Origin of the sequence: Mesorhizobium sp. M1A.F.Ca.IN.022.06.1.1, assembly GCF_003952605.1 — a bacterium.
GTDB lineage: Bacteria > Pseudomonadota > Alphaproteobacteria > Rhizobiales > Rhizobiaceae > Mesorhizobium.
The window spans coordinates 2,704,496-2,728,137 of sequence record NZ_CP034455.1; the positions used below are offsets into that span (position 1 = coordinate 2,704,496).

The following is a 23,642-nucleotide window of genomic DNA, read 5'->3' on the forward strand; positions in this document are numbered from 1 at the left end:
CGATCATTCGGCACCCCATCATTGTCGGTCCCACTGTCGTTCGCCGGAGCCATACGGCGGGAAGGTGGCGGCGGACACTGTCATGCCGCCATCCTGCCGATCGAGTGGTATTCGATGCCGTAGCGGGCGATGACCCTCGGGTCGTAGAGGTTGCGGCCGTCGAAGATGACCGGTGTCGACAGCGCGTCCTTGAGCGCGTCGAAGGAGGGAGCCCTGAAGCTCTTCCATTCGGTGCAGATGAGAAGCGCGTCGGCGCCGCGCAGGGCCGCTTCCTTGGTGCCGCACAAGAGAAGGTCCTCGCGCTGGCCGTAGATGGCCTGGCACTCCTGCATGGCCTCCGGATCGTAAGCCTGCACCTTGGCGCCGGCGGCCCAAAGCGCCTCCATCAGCGTGCGCGACGGAGCCTCGCGCATGTCGTCGGTGTTCGGCTTGAAGGCCAGGCCCCACAGCGCAAACGTCTTGCCCTTGAGGGCGCCCTGGAAATAGCGGTTGACCTTGTCGAACAGCACCGATTTCTGCGCGTTATTGCGCTCTTCGACGGCGCGCAGCAGCTTGGCGTCGAACTTGACGCCCTCGGCGGTCTTGATCAGCGCGCGTACATCCTTGGGGAAGCAGGAGCCGCCATAGCCCAGGCCGGGATAGATGAAATGGTAGCCGATGCGCGGATCGCTGCCGATGCCCTTGCGCACCTCCTCTATGTCGGCGCCCAATTGCTCGGCGAGGTTCGCCATCTCGTTCATGAAGCTGATCTTGGTCGCCAGCATGCAGTTGGCCGCATACTTTGTGAACTCGGCGCTGCGGACATCCATCACGATCATCTTCTCGTGGTTGCGATTGAACGGCGCGTAAAGCTCGCGCATCACCGCCTCGGTGGCCTCGCTCGACGTCCCGACGATGATGCGGTCCGGCTTCATGCAGTCGGCGACCGCCGAGCCTTCCTTGAGGAATTCCGGATTCGAAGCCACGTCGAAGGTCAGGTCCTCGCGGCCGCGCGCCTTCAGCGTCTGGGCGACCCTTTCCTTGATCTTCTCGCAGGTGCCGACCGGCACGGTGGACTTGCCGACGACAATCTTGGGCGCGTCCATCTCGCGGCCGATGGCCTCGGCGACGGCAAGCACGTACTTCAGGTCGGCCGAGCCATCCTCGCCAGGGGGCGTGCCGACCGCGATCATCTGGATCTGGCCATGCTTGACCGCCGCGGCCGCGTCGGTCGTGAAGCGGATGCGGCCGGCGGCGTGGTTCTCCTTGACGAGAGCTTCCAGTCCTGGCTCGAAAATCGGGATGAAACCCTGGTTGAGCCGCTCCACCTTCGCTTCGTCGATGTCGACGCACACCACCTCGTGCCCGACTTCCGCAAGCACCGCGGCCTGGACGAGACCGACATAGCCAATTCCAAACACCGTCAAATTCATTTGGTTCTATTCCTGTTTAAGGCCGGGCCGCAAAACGGCCCGGCCAGTTAAGATGTCCCCCAGGCCCATGAGGCCTAGATATTCGGCATGATCCGCATCCCAAAACCAGTTCCTACTTTGGGGGACATGCCTAGTTGCTGTTGGTTATGGTGCATGCCAGCGACTCCGGGAACTGGCACGGCTGGCCGAGCGCTGTGAAAGCGATGCGCTTGACCTGCATGGTCACCTTGCGGCCGGGATCGGCAAAGGCGCCCATCCAGTTGGTCAGCTTGTCGCTGCCCCACAAGCTGAAGAATATTTTTTGCGGATTGGTCGGCAATTCGTCCGGGTTGGTCACCTCGTTGACCAGCTTGCCGTTGACATACCAGCGCAGCCGGTCCTTCTCCCAGACGAACCCATAGTCGTTGAAGCCCTTATCGGCGCCGCCTTCGACGTCGACCAGCTTGCCGTTCTTCGGCTTGCCTTGGATGTAGCTGTTCACCTGGACTTTGGTCGGGTCCTTGGTGAGGACCTCGAAGTCGATCTCGTCCCAGGGCTTTTTGTCCTGCGGTCCGATATAGGTGAAAAAGGCGGCATTGAGGCCGGATCCGGTATCGGTCTTCATCCGCGCCTCATAGACGCCGTAGCCATAGCGCTGCTTGGTCTGGACCTCGGCGCAGGCGAAGTCGCGATCCTTCAGCTTGCGCTTTTCGAAGCTCAGCGACAGCACGCCGTCCGAAAGCCGGACAAGGTCCTTCGACCATGTGCAGTTCTGATGATTGCCGTTGCTCCAGCCGTCGGAGACGAACCAGCGCGAACGGTCGAAATTCGAAAAATTGTCGACGAAGGACGGCGCGCTCTGCATCTCCTCGGCATGCACCGAATGGGGTGGTGCCACAATGGCGGCCGCGGCCGCAACCAGCGCGCCGGCGAGCCAGAGCTTAAGCCTCTTCGACCTATTCGAATTCGCGCGCGGCATGCTGCAAGCAGCCGCGGTGGAGGTGTCGTTCGGATATGCGTTCATGACAAACTTACCTTTGTGCTGTCCGCCCCAACCCAAAGTCATTCCTGGCCCGCCTCCAGAGAGCCGCTTCTGATCCTCCCCCCTCTTACTCCTCTAATGTTTTGCAGCTATGACCGCGCCTGGAAGCGCTGTCAGCCTCTGCCCGCAGACCTTGCCTGTGCGGCCCGCGAACCGGGTTGCCCGACACCCCATCTTCGACAATCGCGTCGAGCGAATGACGCAGTTCCTTCATCAGACCTTTCTGACGCGTGAGTTCGGCGATGCGCCGCTCGTAATTCAGGATCGCGCCGGTCATCGTGTTGACATCCGACGACTTGTCTGTCGACGCGGAGCCGTTCTCCATTGCCTCGACCAGGAAAGCGGCGTTGGTTGCCGTCGACCGATAGCGGTTCTCCAGCCCGGTCTTTTCCGCTTCGATCTCGGCGGAGATCTGGTCGAACAGCTTCGCCAGACGGTCGAGCCGCTGGAGATCGGTCTGCCGGTCACGCGCCGGATCCCTGGATCTGAAGCCAAAAATCGAAGCCATTCGATCGGCCTTTCGAAATTGCTGCACCGCAACATAGCTTGCCATTCTCGGGGCAAGTAGGCAACCTCGTAGTTTCGGAAAGCGGATTTTTTTGGGAACGGCGCCAGCGCTGACGCTTTTGTCGGATCATTCTGTTGCGGCACTCGTTGCCGGCATCAGGAAGCGCATCGGCGGCACCTGCTGCTTTGCAGCAATGCCGGCGCGGCGGAGCAACGCGTCCAGCTTGTCGCCCGCCACGCCGCGAACGATCGGGATCAGATTGGACTGGCTGGCAAAGGCATAGGCGGCAGCCGATGCCAGGCCGCGCTCCGCCTTCACGTCGAGGAAATTCCGCAGCCGATATTTGTCGCGCACATGGCGCTCGTGGCGCCGCAACGCGGCCTTCGAACCCTCCGGCAGGTTGCCCAGCGCCAGCAGCGCCAGGTCGGCATCCGCAAGCCGCTTCAGGTCCTGCGTCCTGTGGCGGCCGCTCAGCGAATCGGCGCGAACGATCGCACCATAGCCGCAGGACTTGATAATCTTGAAACGCGCGCCGCGGGCGACCGCGCGCGCATAGAGCTCGTAGTCCTCGCCGAGCCGCAGGTTTTCATCGTACCTCAGCCCGTGACGATCGAGGAACGCCCGGCTGATCACCGGCTTGAGGAAGCCCAGTTCGCCGCGCAGCAGGCGGCGACGGGAAATGTTGCCTTCGATGAAACGCTCGAAGTCGAGGAATTGCGGTTCTGGCGCGAAGGACGGAGCTGCGACCTTGGTGGGGTCGGTCGCGGCATCGTCCCTGATCAGCATGATGTTGTCCGCCGCGAAATCCCAGTCGGGGCTGGCAAACAGCCGGCGGAAACGGCCTTCGAGGAAGAAATCGTCGGCGTCGAGGATGCTGATGAAAGGCGAAACGGAAGCCTTGATCGCGGCGTTGCGCGCAAAGGACGGACCATGGTTGACGTCGAGACGCATCACCTTGAGCCGACCGCTGCCATCATCAGCGGCGCGCGCCACATTCTGTGTGTCGTCGGTGGAGGCGTCGTCGACCACGACGACTTCCGCCACCTCCGGCTCGCGCAGAGCCGAAGCGATGGCGACCGGTATGGTCCGCGCCGCGTTGCGGGCGGCGATGATGACGCAGACCCTTGGGGTCGTCACGGCCATGATTCACCTTTCGATTGCGTGAGTGACAGCCCGCCTATGAATGCAAAACCGATCTTCATGCGTTGCCCCGCACCAGCGCGGCCGCGGCCGGCCGCTCGAAGATCCGCCGGCTGAGATCGGCGGAAGCCGCCCAGCCGGCCTCCGCCAGATAGCGCACCGGCTCGCGACCGCAGAGCTCCCACAGCACCGTTCGCCGCTGCGGCCAGCGCAACGAGGACAGCCAGGGCGCGATCACCATGTGGAAGAGGTCGGCATTGTCGATGCGCGCCAGGATCCGGGTGGCGCGGTCCGAAAGCAGCGTGCCGGTACCGCCAAGCAGAACATCGGCCGCGCGCAAAGCAAGTAGCAGCGTGTCGGCGAGGCCCTGCTCAGCGGCATGGTCGAGCAGTTTCTGCTGCTCGGCTTCGTTCAGCCGGCCGGCCGCGGCTCTGACGTCGCAGACATAGCCGGCGCAGGGCTCGCGGTTGAAGAAGGCTTTGGCGACGCTGATGCAGGACAAGAGCAACGTGTCGGACGCCGATATCAGGGGCATGGAGGCGCCCGCAACCTTGACCTCGCGCTTGCGGCGCAGGAAGCCGTCGATGTCGCGCGGGCTCGGCGAGCCCGGCTGCTGCAGCCGATAATGGAGATCGACCGTTGCGGCCCGCACGCCATCGTCGCGGACCATGTGCTGCTCGCCGAGGAAACGCACCCACCAGACCGACCGGGACTTGCCGGCGACCTCGTAGCCGGCCGAGCGAAGGGCTTCGCGGGCGGCAGCGAAGCCGGACGGGCAAACCAGAATATCGACGTCGCCGGACGGCTTCATGAAATGGTCGCCGTAGAGCAGTTGCTGCTGGAGCGGTCCCTTCAGGAAGACGAAGTCGATCTGCCTGTCCTGCAACACCTGATGGATGGCGATCGAATCGCCGATGCAGGCGGCATTCATCGACATGGTACGCCGGCGATAACCATCGAGCCATGCGAGCAATTCGGGAGGCGTCGGGCCGGTGGCCCCATGCGAGAGAGCCTTGAGCGAAAAGACCGCGACCTTGTTCAACCTCGCAATGTCGGTAACGTCGGCCACGCAGATTGCCGGAGCCGGCATACCGCCATGGTCGACTGCTCGCGCTGTTGGATTGAAGAACAGCCGCAGACAGGCCTGCACATAGGCGACTTCGTCGGCACTGCCGGCCGCACGCAGCCTGTCGTAAGAAGCGTCCTGCACGGCCATGCCCGTTGTCGTCTCTCCGCAAAACCGCCCGCGGCGGCGTTTATACCGCAACTGCGAAGAAAAGCATCGCCAAAAAATCAGGAGCGCCATCCAGCGCCTTCCCAAGCCGCCTCGCGCCTGCAACCTGAGCGTTCATATTCGGTCATCGCCGATCACTTTTGAAGACAAATCCGGCGGCGGCGAAGTGAGCCGGCAATCTGCTATTTTCTGAAGTGTTTTCATCGCAATTCCCACATAGCCACTTAAGCTCACGAACTTACCTCAATCAAATCATATGCTTACTTAGACGGCAAAAAGGCGATGTTGAACGTTCGAGTGGTGTTCGCCCGAGATGCAAAAATCCGACGGTGTCATCACCGACGCAGGCATGCGCAACCAAGAATTGATTACTGCCTGGTAAATCAGGCTTGACTCATAAATGTTGCCGTGCAGCAATTGCAATGCAGCATAGCAATATGCTGGCGGCATTCCGACGCCGCTTCCAGTCTTAATTGGAGAATAGAATGGAACAGAATGTTGAAAAGCAAGAGTACGAGACCCCAAGCCTGACGGTTCACGGTTCGATCGAAACGATCACGCAGGGTGCCTCCGGGACCACGGCGCTTGACGCGGCATTTCCCGCGCACACACCGGTCGGTGAGCTCACCTTCTCCTGAGCTTGCAGCGCCCGGAGTTGTCGCAGTTGGGGCTCCGGGCGTTCTCTTTCTTCAAACGGTGAACCGGGGGCCCTGTCCTGGGCTCCCTGAGGATCGCAGGCAACCGATCCCGGTCGAGGTCACGCAGGCGTTCAACAATGACGTTTTAGGATGCACTGGAACCCATCAAACCATGACCGCGTGGTCGCGAGCGGCGATGCCGTGGCTTGTGAATTCGGCAACGGACTGGCGCTGCTCCATCTCAAATCCAACATCTACTACAGCCTGAACGGCGTCGGCGCCTGCATTTGGGAGCTGATCCAGGAGCCACGACCGATCCCCGACATAACAAGCGCGGTGCTCGCCCGCTACGATGTCGGTACAGAACGCTGCAAGGCCGATGTCGAGGGCTTGCTCAAGGGACTGATCGAAGCCGGGCTTGCGAGTTTCCACCATGAGGAACTGGCCTAGGGTCCTCTCGCTTAGCGGCCCGGAGGCGCTGTTTCTGGCGCGCTGCCTGGCAGTGGTCAGCCTGGTACGGCTGGGGCTTACGCTTTCGTCCTATAATCGCATGCGCGCGCTGGTGACTCGACTGGAAGCGAGGAATGACGCTGGCATCGCCGATCTGCGGCGCGTCGCATGGGGCGTTGCCGCTGCTGCGCGATACGTGCCGGGCGCCAGCTGCCTTACCCAGGCGCTCGCCGGACAGTATCTGCTTGCCCGCCAGGGCAAGGCCTCCACGATCAGCATCGGCATCGCGCGCGACCCCGGCGCCGATCTCAAGGCGCATGCCTGGCTGATCAGCGGCGACCACATCGTGCTTGGCGGCTCGATCAACGGCTTTGCCCATCTTGTCGATCACGGACACTAGGCGATGAGCGGCGTCGCCGGAATTCTGCTCAGACAGGATGGCAGCCCAGCGGCGGCGGCCGACATCCAGCAGATGCTGGCGCGCATGCGCCATCGGGCGCGCGACGGCAGCTCATGGTGGACGGACAGACACGCAGCACTAGGCCATGCCTGGCTCGACACGACCGGCGAGCAGGGCCCTGGGCCGCTGACAATGGCCGGCGGCAAGCTCGCCATTACGGCCGATTGCCGGCTGGACAACCGCGAGGAGCTTCTGGCGCAACTTGGCGTGTGCGACCGATCGGCCGCCGACGCCATGCTGCTGATGCAGGCCTATCTCAAATGGGGCGAGGCCTGTCCGACCTACCTGCAAGGCGATTTCGCCTTCGCGGTCTGGGACGCCGAGCGCCGGGCGCTGTTTTGCGCGCGCGACCATTTCGGCGTCAAACCTTTCTACTACCACTGCGCCGACAGGCGCTTTGCCTTCGCCTCGGAGATCGGCCCACTTCTGGCGCTGGATGGTGTCGGCAGGGCTCTCAGCGAGCATCAGATTTCCGGCTTTCTCGCGGGCCTGCCGGACGATCCGCAATCCACGCTCTATGCCGAGATCTTTCGCTTGCCCGCTCGGCACAGCATGACGGTGACCAACAATCAGGTCGTGCTGAGCCGCTACTGGGAGATTGAGCCGTCACAAAGGCCGCCGCGTTCGGATGCGGCGGACGAGTTCCTGCATCTTTTCGCGCGATCGGTTGAAAACCGGATGCGGGGCACTCCGTCCGTCGGTGCCATGCTGAGTGGTGGGCTCGATTCGTCCTCGATCGCCTGCATGGCCGGACTTCAAGCTGCGGCGACGCAGAAGCCGAAGCTCAAAACTTTCTCGCTGGTGTTCGAGAGGGGGTCTTCGATGGACGAGCGGCCCTTCATCGATGCAGTGCTGGAGCAATATGGGCTCGACGGCACGCTGATCGCGGTCGGCGACTATGCGCCCTTCGCCGAGTTTGATCGCATTCTGGAGGAACAGGAAGGGACCTTCCTGGCGCCCGGTCTGTCCTTGACCCGCAGCGTCTATCGCACCGCGAGCGCTAAGGGCGTCACAGTGCTTCTCGACGGCCACGGCGGTGACGAGGTCGTATCGCAAGGTCATGGGCATCTGCATGAGCTCGCCCATCGCGGCAGGTGGCTGGAGCTGTGGCGCGAGCTGCACAGTGCCGCCAACACCTATGGCGACGGGATGCTGCCTCTTTACTTCAAGTTCCTCGCCGCCTACGGGCCGGCCTGGCGGATTGCCAGGATGAGGGCGAAGGCCAGGCGTCTTCTCGGAAAACTGCGGCGCAGACGCTTCGATGCACCGCGCGCGGCCTGGGCAGGACTGGTCAATCCGGAGCTTGCCAGGCGTACCGATCTCGCCGAACGTTTCCATCGCGCGGCCTATATGCCCGCCAATGTCAGCACCAGCGAAGCGCTCACCCATCGCTGGCTTTTGTCCACCGGGCTGGTGCCCCATGCTTTCGAGGTTCTCGACAAGGCCGCCGCCAATTTCGGCGTCGAGCCGCGCTATCCGTTCTGGGACAAGCCGCTGGTCGAATTCTGCCTGGCACTGCCGGGCGAGGAAAAGCTGCGCAACGGCTTCGGCCGCCATGTGCTGCGCCGGGCGATGGAAGGCGTGCTGCCGCCGGCGGTGCAGTGGCGGCGCGACAAGATCGATTTCACCGCCAGCCTGGTCAAAGGCATGATCGTCAACCATCGCGATCTGCTGGACCGGCTGCTGGTGTCGGACAACGACTTGATCGCCCCCTATGTCAATCTGCCCGAGGTGAACGCGGTCTATGCGCGCATGCTGCAGCGGCCCGAGCAGGCGACGCTGCCCGACGTCCAGCATATCTGGCGTTCGGCCTCACTGTCGCTATGGCTGCGGCAGGTCCAACAGCATGGAAGCCCTGCATGAACTCTCCAGCCGCTTATCTTGCCGCGAGGCCCGGCTCCGCCATCGAAGCGGCCCCTCGAAACGGGCGTGCCCGTCGGTTCTACAAGGCGTACGGCCTGACGATCGGGTCGGAGGTGGCTTTGCCGGAACTGGAACCGACCGCGCCGGCAACACCGGACATCGAGATCGCTGTTGGGCCGATCGATTTTCCGGAGGCTGCATTGGCGAACGCCGCGGCCTTTCGCTTCGAGCCGACACGCAAGTACCTGTCCTGGCAAGCCGTCGGCACTTTCCTGATCAGCGATGCCTCCCGGATCGATGTCGATCCGGCGCCGGGCGTCGATGATCCGCTGCTTGCCTTCCCACTTTTGGGTCCGGTGCTGGCGCTCACGCTGCATCAGCGTGGCCTGCTCGTCCTCCACGCCAGCGCGATCGCCGTTGGCGGGCAAAGCGTGATCTTCATGGGCGACAAGGGTGCCGGCAAGTCGACCACGGCGGGCGCGATGATCCGCGCCGGTCACCTTCTGCTTACCGACGATGTCGTGGCGCTGGACCTGTCCGATCCTTCACGGCCGATGATCCTGCCCGGCTTTCCGCAGCTCAAGCTTGCAGCGGATGCCGCGAACGCCATCAGGATCGGCCGAGCGGAGGTGCGGCCGCAGGTGCATCCGCAGATCGAGAAGGCGCAGCATCGGCTGCGAGATGGATTCTCCGGCGAAGCCGTGCCGGCGGCCCGGATCTATGTGCTGGAGCGCGACGGGCAGGCGGCGATCACGCCGCTAAAGGGCGCCGCCGCGCTGCCGGCGATCATCAAGTTCTCCTATGTCACGCGGTTCGGCCGGCAGGCGCTGGTCGCCGATTTCGCGTCCACCCATCTCCAGCACTGCGCGCAGCTTGCCGGCCGGATCGGCGTCAGCCGGCTCGAAGTGCCGGCAGGCCTGGAGCGGATCGATGATGCCGTCGCCCTGATCGAGCGCGATCTGGCCCGGGCAAGGTGAGCAGCGGCATGGGCTGGTCCTCGAAACTTCGCCTGACACTTTTGCGGGACGTGGCCGGCTTCGGTGGTGTCATGGCGCATATCGGCGGGCAGCGCACGCTGACGGCGCTTGCTTTCCTGGTGCTCGGGAGTCTGACCGAGGGCCTTTCGATCCTGCTTTTGATCCCGCTCTTGCATCTGATCGGCAGTGCCGACCAGGATTTCGCCGTGCGCGTACCGGGCGCCTTGCGCTGGCTGGTGCCGGGCGGGACGCTCTCGCTGGCGACGGTGCTCTGCCTGCTCGTCGCTCTGGTGGCGCTGCAGGCTATGTTCAACCGCTTCAAGTCGCTCTACATGGCGCGGCTGCTCTACGACTTCGTCAACCGGGTGCGCATGAACCTGTTCGAGAGCATCGGCAAGGCGCGCTGGGGTGTCTTCACCCGCATGCGCAGCTCCGATCTCGACCACGCCTTGACCGGCGACATCGACCGCGTTCAGGCCGCAGCCTTCTCGCTGCTGATGCTTGCCCAGACGGCGCTGCTGCTTGCCGGCTATCTCGTGGTGTCGGTGTTCATCTCGCCGGTGATGACGTGCTTCGCGATCCTGATCGGCGTGCTCTTGTTCATCGCGCTGCAGCCCTTTCGCGCGCGCCACCGCCTACGGTCGCGTGCTGACCGGCAGCCGCCAGGACCAATACCGTACGGTGTCGGAGTTCCTCGGCGGCATCAAGGTGGCCAAGAGCCTGAATGTCGAGACGAGCTATTTCGCGCAGCTCCGCGCGACGCTGGACAAGATGAAGGCGGACAATGTCGCCTATGTCCGCAACAGCACCATCGGCACCGCGCTGTTCCAGGTCGCGAGCGTGATCGGGCTCAGCCTGTTCATCTACATCGCGCTGGTCCGCTTCCATCTCTCCCTTGCGGAAATCGTCGTGCTGCTCCTGGTCTTCATGCGGGTCGCGCCCCGCTTCATGGACATGCAGGTGCAGGCGCAGCAGATGCTGATCAACCTGCCGGCCTACACCGCCATGCAGGCCCTGCAGGCGCGCTTCGATGCCGAGCGCGAGATGGAGCCCGGCGATGCCGCGCCGAGCGCAAGGCTGTCGCTCGACAGGGGCCTCGATATCCGCGACGTCTCGTTCGCCTATGGCGACGGCGATGGAAGGCCGGTGGTGAGCGGCATTAGCTTCGGCCTTCCCGCTGGCGAGGTGACGGCGCTGATCGGCCCGTCCGGTTCGGGCAAGAGCACGATCGCCGACATGCTGCTTGGGCTGCTCGAGCCGAGCCAAGGCGGGATCCTGGCGGACGGTGTCGAGATCACCGCGCAAAACCGCAGGGCCTGGCGCGGCCAGGTGGCCTATGTGCCGCAGGACGTGTTTCTGCTGCACGACACCATCGGCGCCAATCTGCGCCTGGCGGCGCCGCAGGCCGGCGACGAGGAGCTGTGGGCTGCGCTGCGCAAGGCTCATGCGGCCCACTTCGTCGAGCAGCTCGACCGGAGGCTCGAAACGGTGGTGGGCGATCGCGGCGTCAGGCTTTCCGGCGGCGAACGCCAGCGCATCGCGCTGGCACGGGCGCTGCTGCGCGAACCCTCGCTGCTTATCCTCGACGAGGCGACGAGCGCGCTCGACTGGCAGAATCAGTCGCTGATCGCTCAATCGATCGAGGAATTGCGCGGCAAGATGACTATCCTCACCATCGCGCATCGGCCGTCGATGATCGCCTTTGCCGACTGGGTCGTGGCCATCGAGGGCGGCCGCATCGTCGAGGTCGGGCAATATCAGCGGCTGAAAGCAAAGTCGGGCAGCCGGCTGGCCAGGATGCTCACCGGCGAACGGGCCGAACGGGAAACGGCAACATTGGCCGACAATACGCCGCCCCCGGCGCCGGCTGAAAGATCAGCGGAGGCTGCCGCGCCGGGCGGTTAGCTTTTCGCCATCGGGCACCTTGATGCCGCGGTCTGCCTGCCGCGCCTTGTCGGCGGGTATCGGCCCGCTCCTTGCGATCATGGCGAACACCAGAACGAAGTACCCCACCTGAATGACGACAGCGCAAATCACGGCGCGCATGATGATGGTGCCAAGCGATTCGCCGTCGAGCCAGGACCAGCCGACTACAACAGCGAGCGTGAATATCATCCCGACGATGAACTTTGGCAAAGACATGCTCGTCGGCCCGTCAACCGGCACGCGCAAGCAAAAGCTGTGGTCTACCCACCGGCGTAACTCCCCGTTCCGCCAGAGAGCTATTTCTGGCTGCCCAATCAGGCCGGTTGCTTCCGGCCTTTCCGACCCATCCGGACTATGACAGCAACAGTTTGCCACTCTATTAAGGCGAGACCTTTGCGGCAAGGCCAAATGCACATGAAGCCAAGGGTTTCGCGGCATTGACTCTGCCATGCTGCGGCGCACACCCCTGCATCGCCACCTATTCACTATAGCGAAATCCTCGACAGTAGAATCCGAAACATTAAGCAGTATTTGATGCGATGAACTTACCTGAGCGAGTGATTCTTACGACCTGCAACCGCCGTTCGTCTGCAGCAAAGAATGCATCGCCCAAAATCAGCCCGAAAGCTGTACTACATTTACCAAAAAACCTCTCACGTTGTCATAAACATGCCACAAAGGCCAAAAATTGGGCACGGCAGGTTTATTATTTGGTCAATTCATGACGCGAACATTTCACGCGAATGGGAAATTGTGTGTTGCGCTGCAGCATTTTTTTGGTATCGTGCCGTAAACCATCCGTTCAACGTATGGAGCTTTTGCATGAGGGACGTCGCCAAGCCGGCTAATGCGGGTTTTTCGCAGGCCGGCATTGATTTTCCACCCCCATCGGCGGTCTGCTCAAACGCAGTTTCGATATCGTCGGTTCCCTGGCGGGTCTGGTCCTGCTCAGCCCGCTTTTCCTGATGGTCGCCCTGCTGGTCAAGCTTTCCGACCGCGGCCCGATCTTCTACGGCCACAAGCGGATCGGTCGCGGCGGAAGGATTTTCGCCTGCCTCAAATTCCGCACCATGGTGCAGGATGGCGAGAAGGTGCTCGCCGCGCATCTGGCGGCCAATCCGGATGCCGCCGCCGAATGGGCGGCGACGCGCAAGCTGAAGGACGATCCGCGAGTGACGCGTGTCGGCGCGGTGCTGCGGAAGCTCAGCCTCGACGAGCTGCCGCAAATCATCAACATCCTGCAGGGCGACATGAGCCTGGTCGGGCCCCGCCCTGTTGTACGCGACGAGCTCGAGATCTACGGCAGCGCCGCAGTCTATTATCTGAAGTCGCGCCCGGGCCTCACCGGGCTGTGGCAGGTGAGCGGGCGCAACGACGTGTCCTACGACACGCGCGTCGCCTTCGATCGCCACTATGTCGAGAACTGGTCGATGGTCGAGGACATTCGCATCATCGTCAAAACCGTGCCTGCCGTGTGGATGGCGCGCGGCAGCTATTGACCGCCAGGCCTGTCCCGCCAATCTCGGGACAGGCGTCCGGCAGTAATCTCATCGGGCGGATGGGGCTAACGCGGATCGGAAACGTTCATTGAAAAACCACCCCCTCGGACTCCTTTCCAAGGCGCCCAGCCGGTTTGCGGCCGTGGCGCTTGCCCTGTCTCTTGCGATTCCCACCATGGCGGTGGCTGGAGACTATCGTCTCGGGCCGCAGGACAAGCTCAACATCCGCATTGCCGAGTGGCAGACGGTCGACGGCACGTTCCGCGACTGGTCATCCATCAACGGCGACTATTCGGTCGGCCCCGCCGGCACGCTCTCGGTACCGTTCGTCGGCGAGATGCAGGCGGCCGGCAAGACGACCTCGGAGATCGCTGCCGCGATCGGTCTCGCGCTGCAGCGCAAGCTGGCACTGCCCGACAAGCCTGAAGCCTCGGTCGAGATGGCGCAGTTCCGGCCATTCTACATTTCGGGCGAAGTGCAGAACCCTGGCCAGTTCCCCTACGTGCCGGACCTTACGGTACTGAAGGCGGTGAGCATCGCCGGCGGCATCCGGCGCAACGCCGATTACGGCCCTCAGCTCGGCAAGGACCTGGTCACCGCCAAGGGCAGTTTCGATATCTATGACGACCAGCGGCTGCGGTTGATCATAAAGCGTGCCCGCATCGACGCAGACCTTGCCGGCAAGACGAGCTTCGAGATTCCGAAGGAGGCTGCGGACGACCCGAGAACGCAGGCCATCGTTGCCGACGAAATGCAGATCCTCACGGCCGACCAGAAGGCGCTGAAGCTGAAGCTGGACGCGCTTGATGACCTGAAAGGCGTGCTCGAAGGCGAGATCGAATCGCTGCAGAAGAAAATCGCCAACCAGCAGCAGCAAGTGGATCTGGCGCAGCAGCAGCTCACCAGCATCGGTCCGCTGGCCCAGAAGGGCCTTGTCGCCAATGCGCGACTGCTCGATTCGAAACAGTCGGTGGCGGACCTGCAGGGCAAGATCTTGGATTATGAGACGGCCATCCTCACCGCCAAGCAATCGATCAGCAAAGCTGATCAGGACGCCATCGATGCCCGCAACACGCTCAATTCCAACCTGGCCGCGAGCCGGCAGCAGGCCGAGGCCGACCTGAACGAGGCGACGCTGAGGACTGCCATGCAGAAGGGCCTGATCGCCGCGGCCTCGGATCCCGCAATGGCGGCTGCCATAACAGGCGGCCAGGAACCGGCCCTGCTGTATTCGCTGGTGCGTGTTGCCGACGGCAAGACCAGCGAGATCGACGCCAAGGAAGACACGCCGGTGCTGCCGGGCGACGTCATCAAGGTGAAGCTGGCGCCGAGTGCCGGCGGCCCACCCATGGCCAGCCAGTAGCCGGGCGCCCGGGCCTCGCTCAGCGCGGTCCGCGGGAGGAACAAGTCAGGCTCGTTCGCGCCAAGGTGCGGGCGAGCAATCTGTTTGGACCGCTTGAAGGCATAGAATGCAGCCTGCCGCTCCGCGTCACGTCTACCTGAACCTCGACGCCATCCGCGGCGTGGCGGCGATCAGCGTGATGCTCTATCACTTCTCGCCCTTTCTGGCCGACGGCAAAGTGCTGCCGTCGAGCTATCTTGCGGTAGACCTGTTCTTCCTGCTCAGCGGCTTCGTCATCGCCCACGCTTACGACCGCAAGATCGAGAACGGCATGGGCTTCGGCACCTTCCTGGCCATCCGCCTGATACGCCTCTACCCGCTCTACCTCGTCGGCACGTTGCTCGGCTGCTTCTATCTGCTGATCAAGAACAGGCTGATTGCGACGGAATACATGCCGTTGTCGGAGATCGGCACGCAGCTCACAACAGGCATGCTCTTCATTCCGCTGGTCGGCGATGCCTACCATACGATCTTTCCGCTCAATCCCGCTTCGTGGTCGCTGTTCTTCGAGCTGATCGTCAACATCGCCTATGCCGCCGTCTTCTTCCTGCTGTCGAAACGTGTGCTGACGGTGCTGGTGGCTGTCAGCCTGCTGCTGCTGATCGTCGCCTCGGCACTTGCCGGCACGCTCGATTTCGGCATGACCGGCAAGACCATCATCAGCGGGCTGCCGCGCGTCTGGTTCTCCTTCTTCCTCGGCGTGCTGCTCTGCCGGTCGATGGCGCGCTACCAGGATGGCCTCGGCTTTCTGCGGCGCGGCTGGTGGGTCGAGGCCGCGATCCTGCTTACGCTGATCGTCTTCGCCATCGCGCCTGCGGGTGCTGCCGGGCGTGTCGCTTACGACCTCGCCTCTATCGCCGTCGTTTTCCCGCTCATGGTGGTGACCGGCGCGGTGGCGCCGACCGCGCCGCGACTGGCTAGCTTCTATGGCTGGCTGGGGCGGGTCTCCTACCCGATCTACATCATCCACACGCCGCTGCTGATGATCATCGCCGGGGCCGGCAAGGCGGCGTCGGTCGACCCGTTCGCGCATCATCCCTGGTTCGGCATCGTCATGGCCGCTGCGGTTATCGTCATCGCCGACATTGCCACCCGCATCTATGACGAGCCGGTGCGCCGCTTCCTGCAGCGGCAAATGCAGCGCTCGCGAGCCGTGGCCTAAAGCGCGTCGCAATCTTTCAGATTTGCTCCGCGCTCTTTTAGGTTTTTGGTCTTACGCATGTCCTTGACCCGAAACCGGTTCTCGCTTTCGGGGGACTAGGCGAAAACCGCGATCAGACCGGCGCCGGCATGTGGCCGTTGGCCGGCTTTTCATCCTGGACAGGAATGGCAACCCGCCGTCGCCGGGCAACCGGCAGCGGGTTCAGCTTGAACAGGCCATAATAGACGATGAAGGAGGCCATGAAGTAAGGGCCGAGGATCTCGACCTCGAAGAAGGAGCGGATCAGCATCAGCCCGACGGCGCCGGCGAGCACCACCGAATCGGCGCTCCAGACCCCGAACACCACCTTCGAGATATGGCCGTAGAAGGCGCGCAGGATGATCAGCGCCAGCATGGTGACGCCGACGAAGCCGATCTCGACCAGGGTCTCGATATAGGTGTTGTGGAAATGGAAGCCGGTGCGGGTCGTGATGTAGAACTCGGCCCACAACCGTTCCGGATCGGCGAACCCTTGCACCCAGTAGGCGGCATAGCCGTAGCCGAGCAGCGGGTGCAGCTGCGCCGCCTCCCAACCCTGCTGCCAGAGATAGGTGCGGCCGGTCAGCGTCGAATCCTTGCCGAAGATGCCGAGCACGACGTCCAGCAGGCCAAGGTTCAGCGCGGCCACCACGCCGGCTACCAACGCGCCGCCGCCGACCACGAACAGCACGCGGCGGTAGCGCCGCGACAGGACCCTGCTCATGGTGAGCAAGATGACGATGCCGAGCACCGCCGGCAGCGAGGCGACGGATGTCGCCGAGTGGGAGATTGCCAGCATGTATGCCGACATCAGGATGATCGGCGCGGTCCAGAAGAAGCTCAGCCAGTTGCGCCGGTAAAACATCAGGAAGACGAAAGACAAAAAGATGCCGAACGACGAGAAGAACCCGACCTGGTTCTTGGAGGCGAAGGCGCCGACGAAATTGAAAGTGCCGTCCATTATGTCCAGCGCGTAAGCGTTGACTTTCAGCGAGTAGAGCAGGACGACGAATATCCCGATCAGCGATCCCAGGACCAGCGTCCGCACGCTGATGGTGCGGGCCGCGATATAGGCACAGACGATATGCGAGGAATATTGCACCGCCGCACGCGCGCTGATGCCGGCGGCCTGCGACCAGAAGACCGACAGGCAGACATAGGTCGCGAAGAGTATCGGCAGCCAAGCGTTTGAGAGCTTCCAGGTGAAACGTCGGTAGTCGACGAAGAACAGCGGCAGCCAGACCGCGTAATAGGCGAGGATCAGGACCTGACCGAAATTGCTGGAATAGGCAAAGGCAAGAACGGAAACCGCGACGGCAAAGGCGCCATAGGCCTTGTTTGCCTCCGGATCGAGCAGAATGGATTTTGGAATCTTCATGCCGGATTTTTCGTCCGTTCAGCCTTGGAGCAATTCCAGGAAAAGTGTGTGACTGTCTTTCGTCGGGAATTGCGTAAACAACAGTTAGCGCGGTTCAGTGTCTGATAGCCGGCATGAGCCGACGTTCGGCCCTACCGGGTTCATTGTGCACTGCAGCATAATCTATCGCCCTATCGCCGGTGGCTCAACCGGAAATGTTGCCACGGGCAAAGAGGCGTTATCACAGGCATATTGCACAGCGAAAAGGCCGGAATGGGGCGGCCTGTTGCTCGTTGGCGGATGATCCTTCCCGAAAATCGATTTCGATCATGGCTCATGCGAGAACAGGTCCCCGAGCATCACCACCGAGCGCGAGCTCTTCCTGCAGTTCTTCCAGCACCGCGCGGAGGTGTAGCTGGAGGCGTGCCATGGTAATGCGGTCGTTGCAATGAGATAGGACAACCGCCTACGCTGTGAGGAGTCTATTGCGCCGGAGAGAGACGAATGGCCAAACCGCGAATCTTCCTGGGCTCGTCAGGAAAACAGAAGAAGCTGTTGCAGGCGCTGCAGCGTGGCCTTGAAGATATTGCCAATGTCGAACCTTGGACGACATCCTTCAATCCCGGGACGACAACACTGGGGCGTCTCCTCGAGCTGACGCGCGAGGTCGACTTCGCCGCTTTCGTGTTCGCCCAGGACGACTGGACGAGCGCGAGCCAGCCGGAATCGACCACCACTGTTCCCGCCCAGGCTTCTCCGCGAGACAATGTGGTTTTCGAGGCCGGCCTGTTCGGCGGGGTTCTCGGCATGCGCCGGACCTTCATCCTGCATGCGAATGGTGCCAAGCTTCCCAGCGATCTGCTCGGCCTGACGTCGGTACGCTACGGCGAGGCAGCGACCGCCGCGGAGACCAGAGCGATCAATCAAAAACTGCGAAATGCCATCGAAAATGAGGGGCGAGTCGCCCGCATAGAGGGGTTTTGGTGGCAGTTCTCCCTGTCAGAGCGCACAGCAAGGGAGCCTTCCGCGGTCAGTCTGCTCAGGATCTCGCGGGACCGCAACGGCGCACTGGAGCTGAACGGCCGCTCATGGCAAGAGAATGGCAGCCTGTCGGCCAGATACTGGAGCGAGGCGTCGAAGGAGAAAGGAGAGTCTTCGGGCATCTTCTACTACTGGAACGGGGAACGGCCGTTGGACGCCAACGCGCCGCAGCTGCACGGGACAGGCGAAATCCGGCTGGAATCCGCCGAGCGCGCGTCCGGATATTTCACGACACGTTCGGACACGAATCCGGAGGTGAATGCGCGAACGTCCGGCGTCTATCTGCGCGCCGATCCGCAGGACTTAACCATCCTGGACGGGAACGACAATCAGCGGCGCGTGGAGTTGATCGCAGAACGGCTAAGTCACTGGAAGTCGATCAAGAATGTCTGACGACAGTGCTGGCAGTCGCGGCGAAGGCGCCGGCGCTTGACGAACGGACCGTTCGGCTCAACAGATTGTCGGGAACGTCTCGATCCCGGAACATTTGGCGGATGCAGGCTGGGGCACTGACCGACTATACCATAAGGCTGTTCGAGCGCGGCTATATCTGCCTGCCGCTTCGTGCCGGCGGCAAGCATCTCGACCTCGCGGCCATGGAGTATGATCCGTTGCACCTGCGGACGTTGCGCAAGGACCTGAAGGAACTGGCGTTCACCTCCATCACCTTCCAACTGGCGCAGAAGCCGCCGGGCCGCAGCGACATCGCGCGCTGGTTTGGCGACTTTGCCGGCAATGTCGGCATATTGGGCGGATTTGGGAACCTGATGATCCTCGATTTCGATGACGACGCCGGCTACCGTGCCTGGCGGTCCGGTCACAAGGCGATTGCGAACGGCACGCCAATAGCAAAATCGCCGAGCGGATTTCATGTCTATCTAAGAACGCGGGAACCGGTGATCTCTTCCAGCCTCCATTTCGGCTTGCGCCGGGTGGGTCACGCGAAGGCGCTGGGCGGTTATGTCGTGGGCTGCCCGTCGGTGCTGAAGGACGGCTCCTCCTACAGCTGGATCGAAGGCCAGTCGCCATTCGACATCGAACCTCAGGTGGTGGGCAATCTTGACAGTCTTTCGCTGCGCCCGGTGTCGGTGCTTAAGCATTGCTATGACCGCCTGCTCAAGCGTGGCTTCTTCGAACAGCAATGAGCGGCTCACCTGTGGCGGCTGACATTACCGTCGTTATCCCGGCAAGAAATGCGGCTGCAACCATCGAAGCGGCAGTCGGCAGTCTGGCCTCCGACAGAGCGGTCATCCGCGAGATTCTCTTGGTCGACGACGGATCGGACGACCAGACGGCTGCGATGGCGAGGCAAAGCGCGCACCGTCACGGCTTGCCGCTGGACGTGGTGGGCGTTCAACTGCGCAGAGCGGGCGCCGCGCGCAATGTCGGACTCGAGCGGGCAAGCGGCACATCCATATTCTTTCTCGATGCCGACGACGAGGTGATGCCCGGCAGCCTGTCGCGGCTGAGCGCGGCGCTGGCAGGCCGGCCTTGCGCCGGCCTTGCCGTCGGGGCCAGCATACGGCGGACAAAAAGCCGGCCGGACAAGCTCAAGGCACCGCAAGGCTACGGCGCGGACCGGCGAGAGAATGTGCGACGCTACCTTCGCAACGAAGTGTGGCCAATCGCGATGGGAAGCGCGTTGGTCGCCGACTGGGCGACCGCAAACCTCCGCTTTCCGGAAACGATCGGCCTCGATGAGGACACCTGCTACTGGACCGCCGTGCTGGCCCGTGCCGACGTGGTTACCGTCGAGACCCCGGTGCTGCTCTACCACCATGACGAGGAACGTATGGCGCGCCGCTTCATCACGGCACCGCGCAGGACCTTCCTTGCCATAGCGCTGGAACTGAACGGGCTGGCTGCCGCCGGCGTCGAACGGGAGGCGGTGCAGTGGCGCAAGGCCTGGATAGCTCAGCGGATCGCCCGACAGCTGATCAGGCACCGCAAGTTCGCCGATGCTGGCGGCATGATGCGCGCGGTCCGAGCGCATAAGGAGCTGGGCCGCAGTTGGAAGGCGATGCGATATCTGGCCAGGATCCGAATCGGGCGACTGACCGAGACTGAGGCTAGGATGTCGCCAATGCCCAATTCAGCGACGTCGCGCCGCACGCTGATCATATGCCACGACCCGCCGTTTCCGCCGAGGTCCGGCGCCGATCTCAGGAATTTCGGCAACGCCATGGCGGCAGCCGCGTTCGGCCCGGTCTGCCTGGCCTCGCTCCTGCCGCGAAGCAGCGACGTCCAACCTCCCGGGCCGGACATTCGCGTGACTGAGCTCATCAACAAGTCCGAACCGCGAGCGCCTTCGCTCGCCCGCTGGAGGGCCAAGGGCGAGAGCCGGATACCGCTTCCGGCGCTGGCGCGGCTCAAGGCGCTCGTGGCGGATTTTCGCCCGGATACTATTGTGGTCGAAGGCGTTGGTCTGTTCAGATTTCTCGCTCCGTTGCGGCCGATTGTCCGGCAACTCGTTCTGGACATGCACAATGTTGAATCGGATCTCGCCGGTCAGTTGCCGCGCAAGAAGCGTTGGCGGCCGTTTTCCTCAGACCTCAGGGCGCTCGAGAGAAAGGCGGCAGCCATCGTCGACCGTATCTGGGTGTGCTCGCAACGGGATCGTCAGCGGCTGGAGGCGTTTGTCCGGCCGCAAGTCCCCGTCCACATCGTGCCAAACGGCATCCCGCGAGCGGACGAGCTGCCGCGGCTACTGCCGCTGCAGCGAGCCGTCTCGGATGCGTTTCCCCTTATCCTCTATGTTGGGCATCTGGGCTATCAGCCGAACGTCGACGCCGCCGAGCGGCTGGGGCACACCATCTTGCCCCGCATTCGCCAGACGCTGCCGACCGCGAAGCTCGTTCTTGCCGGCCGTTCGCCCGAGTCGCGCGTTCGCGCCCTGGCAAGACTGGATGGGGTCAGTCTGGTCGAAGATCCGGACGATATCAGACCTCTGTTGTCCGTTGCCCATCTCGGCATCGTCCCGCTTGCCATGGGCGGCGGCACGCGCATCAAGATCCTCGAAGCAATGGCCTGGGGGGTCCCGGTCATTGCAACGCCGCTGGCAGCCGAGGGTCTCAACCTGATCGAGGGCGACGAGGTGCTTCTGTCGGACACCGACGAGGGATTGGCCGACATAGCGGTCAGACTTTGTTCCGACCATGCGCGCATGGCCAGCGTTCGCGCCCGGGCCCACGAGGCCGCGTGGTCGCGGTTCGGGCCGCAGGCGATCCGCGATGCCGTCGGTCAGGGCCTGGGCACGCCCTTCGCCGCCGACTGTGACCAAGTTCAAGCCGTGAGCCGCGGATGATCCCGAAAATCCTGCACCAGACGTGGAAGACCGACATCGTCCCACCCCGTTTCCAAGGCTATGTCGACAGCTGGAAGCGGCATCATCCGGACTGGACGATGATGTTCTGGAACGATCGGACTTTGCTCGAGTTCGTGGCCGCACACTATCCCAGCTTCCTGCCGACCTTTTGCAGCTACGAGTATGGTATCCTGCGCGCCGACGCGGGCCGCTATCTGCTTCTCCACCATTTCGGCGGCGTCTATGCCGATATCGATTGCGAATGCGTGGCGCCGTTCGATCCGATCCTGGGCGAGGATCGGATCGTGTTCTGCACGGAGCCGGACGCCCACGCACGCGTGCAGGCGGACTTTCGCGGATTGCCTTACCTTCTGTTCAACGGGACCATGGCCAGCCCGCCGGGGCACCCATTCTGGCTTCATTTGCTGTCGTTCCTGCCCGGGCTCGTCCGCGCAAAACAGGCGATCGACGCCACCGGGCCTTGCGTGCTTACCTCCGCGCAACTCGGCTATCCAGACCAGACGGCGTTTGCGATCCATCCGGCCGAGTTGTACTCGCCTCTCGATTCGTCGGGAAAGCGGGCGGGCAGCGGCGGCATGACGTTGTCGATCCACCACTGGGCGGGCACATGGTGGACGCCGGAGAAGCCCGCCCGGTTGCGGCATAGGCTGCGCAAGTTGATCTACCAGGCCCGGCACCGCCTGACGCGCGGGACTATTTCCGATGAGCAAGCCGCCCGGCAAAGCGTCAGCCAAGCGGCCGTCGCAGCGCGGCCACCATCGGGATCCAACCTCGCCGTGCTGGTGCCGCTGCGCGATGCGGCCCAACACATAGAGCCATTCCTCGCCGCGTTGCGGCAGCTCGACTACCCAAAAAATAGGATGAAGCTCGTCTTTTGCGAAGGCGACAGTTCAGATGACAGCTGGGAGCGGCTGCAAGGTGCCACTGCGGCCCTGGGCAAGGACTATCGGGAGGTCGTGCTGCTGCGGAAACAACTCGGCACCGAGCTTGACCGCGACAAGCGAGCGAACCGGCAGCTGCAACGCGTCAGGCGCAGCGGCATCGCCAAAGTGCGTAACCATCTGATCGATAAGGGGCTGACCGAAGAGGACGACTGGGCGCTGTGGATCGACATCGATGTCTGGTGTTTTCCAGCGGACGTCGTGACCCGGCTGATTGCAAGGGGGCACCGCATCGTCGCGCCGCACTGCGTGAAAGTCCCAGGCGGCGACAGCTTCGACCTCAACAGTTTCGTCACGGTGCGGCACAACAGAGATCATAACTACTTCCGCCATGTTCACGACGGTCTCTATCAGCCTCCGCGGCACACCCATGCAAGGCTGCATATGAGCGATGTCCGCCACCTCGACAGCATCGGCCTGGACGGTGTCGGCGGCACCATGCTCTTGGTCGATGCCGCCTTGCATCGCGGCGGCCTTCGCTTTCCGGAGATCCCCTATCGCGACCTGATCGAGACCGAGGGTTTCGGTGCCCTGGCGAACGATCTCGGCATCAGGCCGATCGGACTGCCGCGGCTGGAGATACAGCACGTCCCTTGGTGAGGCCCGTCTTTCCCAGTTTCCTTCCAGAAACGGCCGGCCGCGGAGGGCAGCGTCGCAGGTGCGCGCGGGCAGCGCCGCGCCACCATCAATCGTGCAACTCTCTCGCGATTGGCGGGCCAACGCTGAAGCCCGAGAACATCACCTCGAAGCCTTCGCGCTGCGGCGAGCAGCACATCATGCCGACGTTGACGCTCCGCGAGACCGGGAAATGGGCCAGCCGCACCGGTTTCCAGCGGCCGTCCGCGGCTTCGAGGTACTGAACGCGAATGGCTTCGGCGTGGCGGGTCAGACGAATCCGTACGCCGTCGGGGTCGGTCGGAATGCTGACCAGCGACCAGTCGGAGGCGTCGTTGGTGACGACAACGGAAAAATAGGCGAGGCCGTCCGTGTATTCGATACCGGCCTTGATCCAGTGCGTTTCGCTGAGCCGCAGCATCAGGCCGGCCTGATCGTAGAGCGCCTTGTATTCGCCCTTGACGGTGACCTCGGCGCTGAAGTCGCCCGCCACGGGACGATAGAGGAAATGGCCATTGTCGCGGCGGAAGCCGTAGAAGGTCTCGCGCCAAAAATCCGTCTCCTTGCCGGTGCGGACATGAAGCGTCCCGTCGCCAAACACATGGCGCGGCGGCGGGTTGAGCCAGGCCATTCCGGCGAAGTCGGACGTCATG

21 protein-coding genes and 2 pseudogenes are annotated in these 23,642 nt (G+C 63.0%); 15 read left to right on the forward strand and 8 right to left on the reverse strand.

The genetic code is table 11. The features are described 5' to 3' along the window. Window positions 1-80: 80 nt before the first annotated feature. The 5 genes from EJ078_RS12795 to EJ078_RS12815 all read right to left on the reverse strand — a co-directional run bounded on the left by EJ078_RS12795 (window position 81) and on the right by EJ078_RS12815 (window position 5,297). Complete coding sequence (locus tag EJ078_RS12795; protein ID WP_095824327.1) at window positions 81-1,412, reverse strand: UDP-glucose/GDP-mannose dehydrogenase family protein; 1,332 nt, start codon at window positions 1,410-1,412, stop codon at window positions 81-83. 130 nt (window positions 1,413-1,542) lie between these two features. Beyond that, window positions 1,543-2,415, reverse strand: a complete 873-nt coding sequence (locus EJ078_RS12800; protein WP_127403393.1) for a glycoside hydrolase family 16 protein — start codon at window positions 2,413-2,415, stop codon at window positions 1,543-1,545. A gap of 85 nt (window positions 2,416-2,500) precedes the next feature. After that, window positions 2,501-2,941 (reverse strand): hypothetical protein, encoded by a 441-nt coding sequence (locus tag EJ078_RS12805; RefSeq protein ID WP_245456998.1) that lies wholly within the window; start codon window positions 2,939-2,941, stop codon window positions 2,501-2,503. A gap of 126 nt (window positions 2,942-3,067) precedes the next feature. Beyond that, a complete protein-coding gene (locus tag EJ078_RS12810; RefSeq protein ID WP_127215157.1) occupies window positions 3,068-4,084 on the reverse strand; it encodes a glycosyltransferase in 1,017 nt (338 codons plus the stop codon). Between the two features lie 55 nt (window positions 4,085-4,139). After that, window positions 4,140-5,297 carry a nucleotidyltransferase family protein gene (locus tag EJ078_RS12815; protein ID WP_208721548.1) on the reverse strand — a complete coding sequence of 386 codons (1,158 nt, stop codon included), beginning with the start codon at window positions 5,295-5,297 and terminating at the stop codon, window positions 4,140-4,142. Here EJ078_RS12815 and EJ078_RS12820 point away from each other — a divergent pair. From EJ078_RS12820 to EJ078_RS12850, 8 genes and pseudogenes are all read left to right on the forward strand, one after another. Beyond that, window positions 5,296-5,508: a hypothetical protein gene (locus EJ078_RS12820; protein WP_127215155.1), complete on the forward strand. Its 213-nt coding sequence runs from the start codon at window positions 5,296-5,298 to the stop codon at window positions 5,506-5,508. The genes EJ078_RS12815 and EJ078_RS12820 overlap by 2 nt on opposite strands. A gap of 292 nt (window positions 5,509-5,800) precedes the next feature. Then, on the forward strand, window positions 5,801-5,953 hold the full coding sequence (locus EJ078_RS12825; protein ID WP_082953851.1) for a lasso peptide: 153 nt from the start codon (window positions 5,801-5,803) through the stop codon (window positions 5,951-5,953). Between the two features lie 201 nt (window positions 5,954-6,154). Then, on the forward strand, window positions 6,155-6,403 hold the full coding sequence (locus EJ078_RS12830) for a PqqD family protein (RefSeq protein ID WP_245459206.1): 249 nt from the start codon (window positions 6,155-6,157) through the stop codon (window positions 6,401-6,403). Then, window positions 6,387-6,803: a lasso peptide biosynthesis B2 protein gene (locus EJ078_RS12835; protein WP_127215153.1), complete on the forward strand. Its 417-nt coding sequence runs from the start codon at window positions 6,387-6,389 to the stop codon at window positions 6,801-6,803. Before EJ078_RS12830 ends, EJ078_RS12835 begins: the two co-directional genes overlap by 17 nt. Window positions 6,804-6,806: 3 nt before the next feature. Further along, on the forward strand, window positions 6,807-8,726 hold the full coding sequence (locus EJ078_RS12840) for a lasso peptide isopeptide bond-forming cyclase (RefSeq protein WP_127215152.1): 1,920 nt from the start codon (window positions 6,807-6,809) through the stop codon (window positions 8,724-8,726). Next, a complete protein-coding gene (locus tag EJ078_RS12845; RefSeq protein ID WP_127215151.1) occupies window positions 8,723-9,703 on the forward strand; it encodes a serine kinase in 981 nt (326 codons plus the stop codon). The genes EJ078_RS12840 and EJ078_RS12845 overlap by 4 nt, the downstream gene beginning before the upstream one ends. A 71-nt stretch (window positions 9,704-9,774) precedes the next feature. After that, window positions 9,775-10,257: pseudogene (locus tag EJ078_RS30430) on the forward strand (ABC transporter ATP-binding protein); the annotation flags it as partial. Between the two features lie 91 nt (window positions 10,258-10,348). Next, the gene (locus tag EJ078_RS12850) at window positions 10,349-11,608 is read left to right on the forward strand and encodes an ABC transporter ATP-binding protein (RefSeq protein WP_245459208.1); all 1,260 of its coding nucleotides are present in this window, start codon (window positions 10,349-10,351) and stop codon (window positions 11,606-11,608) included. Here EJ078_RS12850 and EJ078_RS12855 read toward each other — a convergent pair. Further along, window positions 11,579-11,845 (reverse strand): exopolysaccharide production repressor exox, encoded by a 267-nt coding sequence (locus EJ078_RS12855; RefSeq protein ID WP_067003432.1) that lies wholly within the window; start codon window positions 11,843-11,845, stop codon window positions 11,579-11,581. The two genes, EJ078_RS12850 and EJ078_RS12855, sit on opposite strands and share 30 nt — an antisense overlap. Window positions 11,846-12,513: 668 nt before the next feature. Between EJ078_RS12855 and EJ078_RS12860 the strand changes: the two are divergent. The 3 genes and pseudogenes from EJ078_RS12860 to EJ078_RS12870 all read left to right on the forward strand — a co-directional run. Further along, window positions 12,514-13,128 (forward strand): annotated as a pseudogene (locus EJ078_RS12860) (sugar transferase); the annotation flags it as partial. Between the two features lie 175 nt (window positions 13,129-13,303). After that, window positions 13,304-14,491: a polysaccharide biosynthesis/export family protein gene (locus EJ078_RS12865; RefSeq protein WP_095777021.1), complete on the forward strand. Its 1,188-nt coding sequence runs from the start codon at window positions 13,304-13,306 to the stop codon at window positions 14,489-14,491. A gap of 106 nt (window positions 14,492-14,597) precedes the next feature. After that, the gene (locus EJ078_RS12870) at window positions 14,598-15,692 is read left to right on the forward strand and encodes an acyltransferase (protein WP_127215149.1); all 1,095 of its coding nucleotides are present in this window, start codon (window positions 14,598-14,600) and stop codon (window positions 15,690-15,692) included. Between the two features lie 112 nt (window positions 15,693-15,804). On the opposite strand, the gene EJ078_RS12875 is transcribed toward EJ078_RS12870, so the two are convergent. Next, the gene (locus tag EJ078_RS12875; RefSeq protein ID WP_095777019.1) at window positions 15,805-17,088 is read right to left on the reverse strand and encodes an O-antigen ligase; all 1,284 of its coding nucleotides are present in this window, start codon (window positions 17,086-17,088) and stop codon (window positions 15,805-15,807) included. A 483-nt stretch (window positions 17,089-17,571) separates the two neighbouring features. Here EJ078_RS12875 and EJ078_RS12880 point away from each other — a divergent pair, with 483 nt between their 5' ends. The 4 genes from EJ078_RS12880 to EJ078_RS12895 all read left to right on the forward strand — a co-directional run bounded on the left by EJ078_RS12880 (window position 17,572) and on the right by EJ078_RS12895 (window position 22,974). Then, window positions 17,572-18,501 carry a TIR domain-containing protein gene (locus EJ078_RS12880; protein WP_067324214.1) on the forward strand — a complete coding sequence of 310 codons (930 nt, stop codon included), beginning with the start codon at window positions 17,572-17,574 and terminating at the stop codon, window positions 18,499-18,501. Between the two features lie 101 nt (window positions 18,502-18,602). Then, a complete protein-coding gene (locus EJ078_RS12885) occupies window positions 18,603-19,253 on the forward strand; it encodes a bifunctional DNA primase/polymerase (protein WP_127215148.1) in 651 nt (216 codons plus the stop codon). After that, window positions 19,250-21,412: a glycosyltransferase gene (locus EJ078_RS12890; protein WP_127403396.1), complete on the forward strand. Its 2,163-nt coding sequence runs from the start codon at window positions 19,250-19,252 to the stop codon at window positions 21,410-21,412. The genes EJ078_RS12885 and EJ078_RS12890 overlap by 4 nt, the downstream gene beginning before the upstream one ends. Continuing rightward, complete coding sequence (locus tag EJ078_RS12895) at window positions 21,409-22,974, forward strand: glycosyltransferase (RefSeq protein WP_127217069.1); 1,566 nt, start codon at window positions 21,409-21,411, stop codon at window positions 22,972-22,974. Before EJ078_RS12890 ends, EJ078_RS12895 begins: the two co-directional genes overlap by 4 nt. 85 nt (window positions 22,975-23,059) lie before the next feature. Here EJ078_RS12895 and EJ078_RS12900 read toward each other — a convergent pair whose 3' ends face one another. Continuing rightward, window positions 23,060-23,641, reverse strand: coding sequence for a DUF1349 domain-containing protein (locus tag EJ078_RS12900; RefSeq protein WP_067324209.1), 582 nt, complete (start codon window positions 23,639-23,641; stop codon window positions 23,060-23,062). Window position 23,642: the final 1 nt, after the last annotated feature.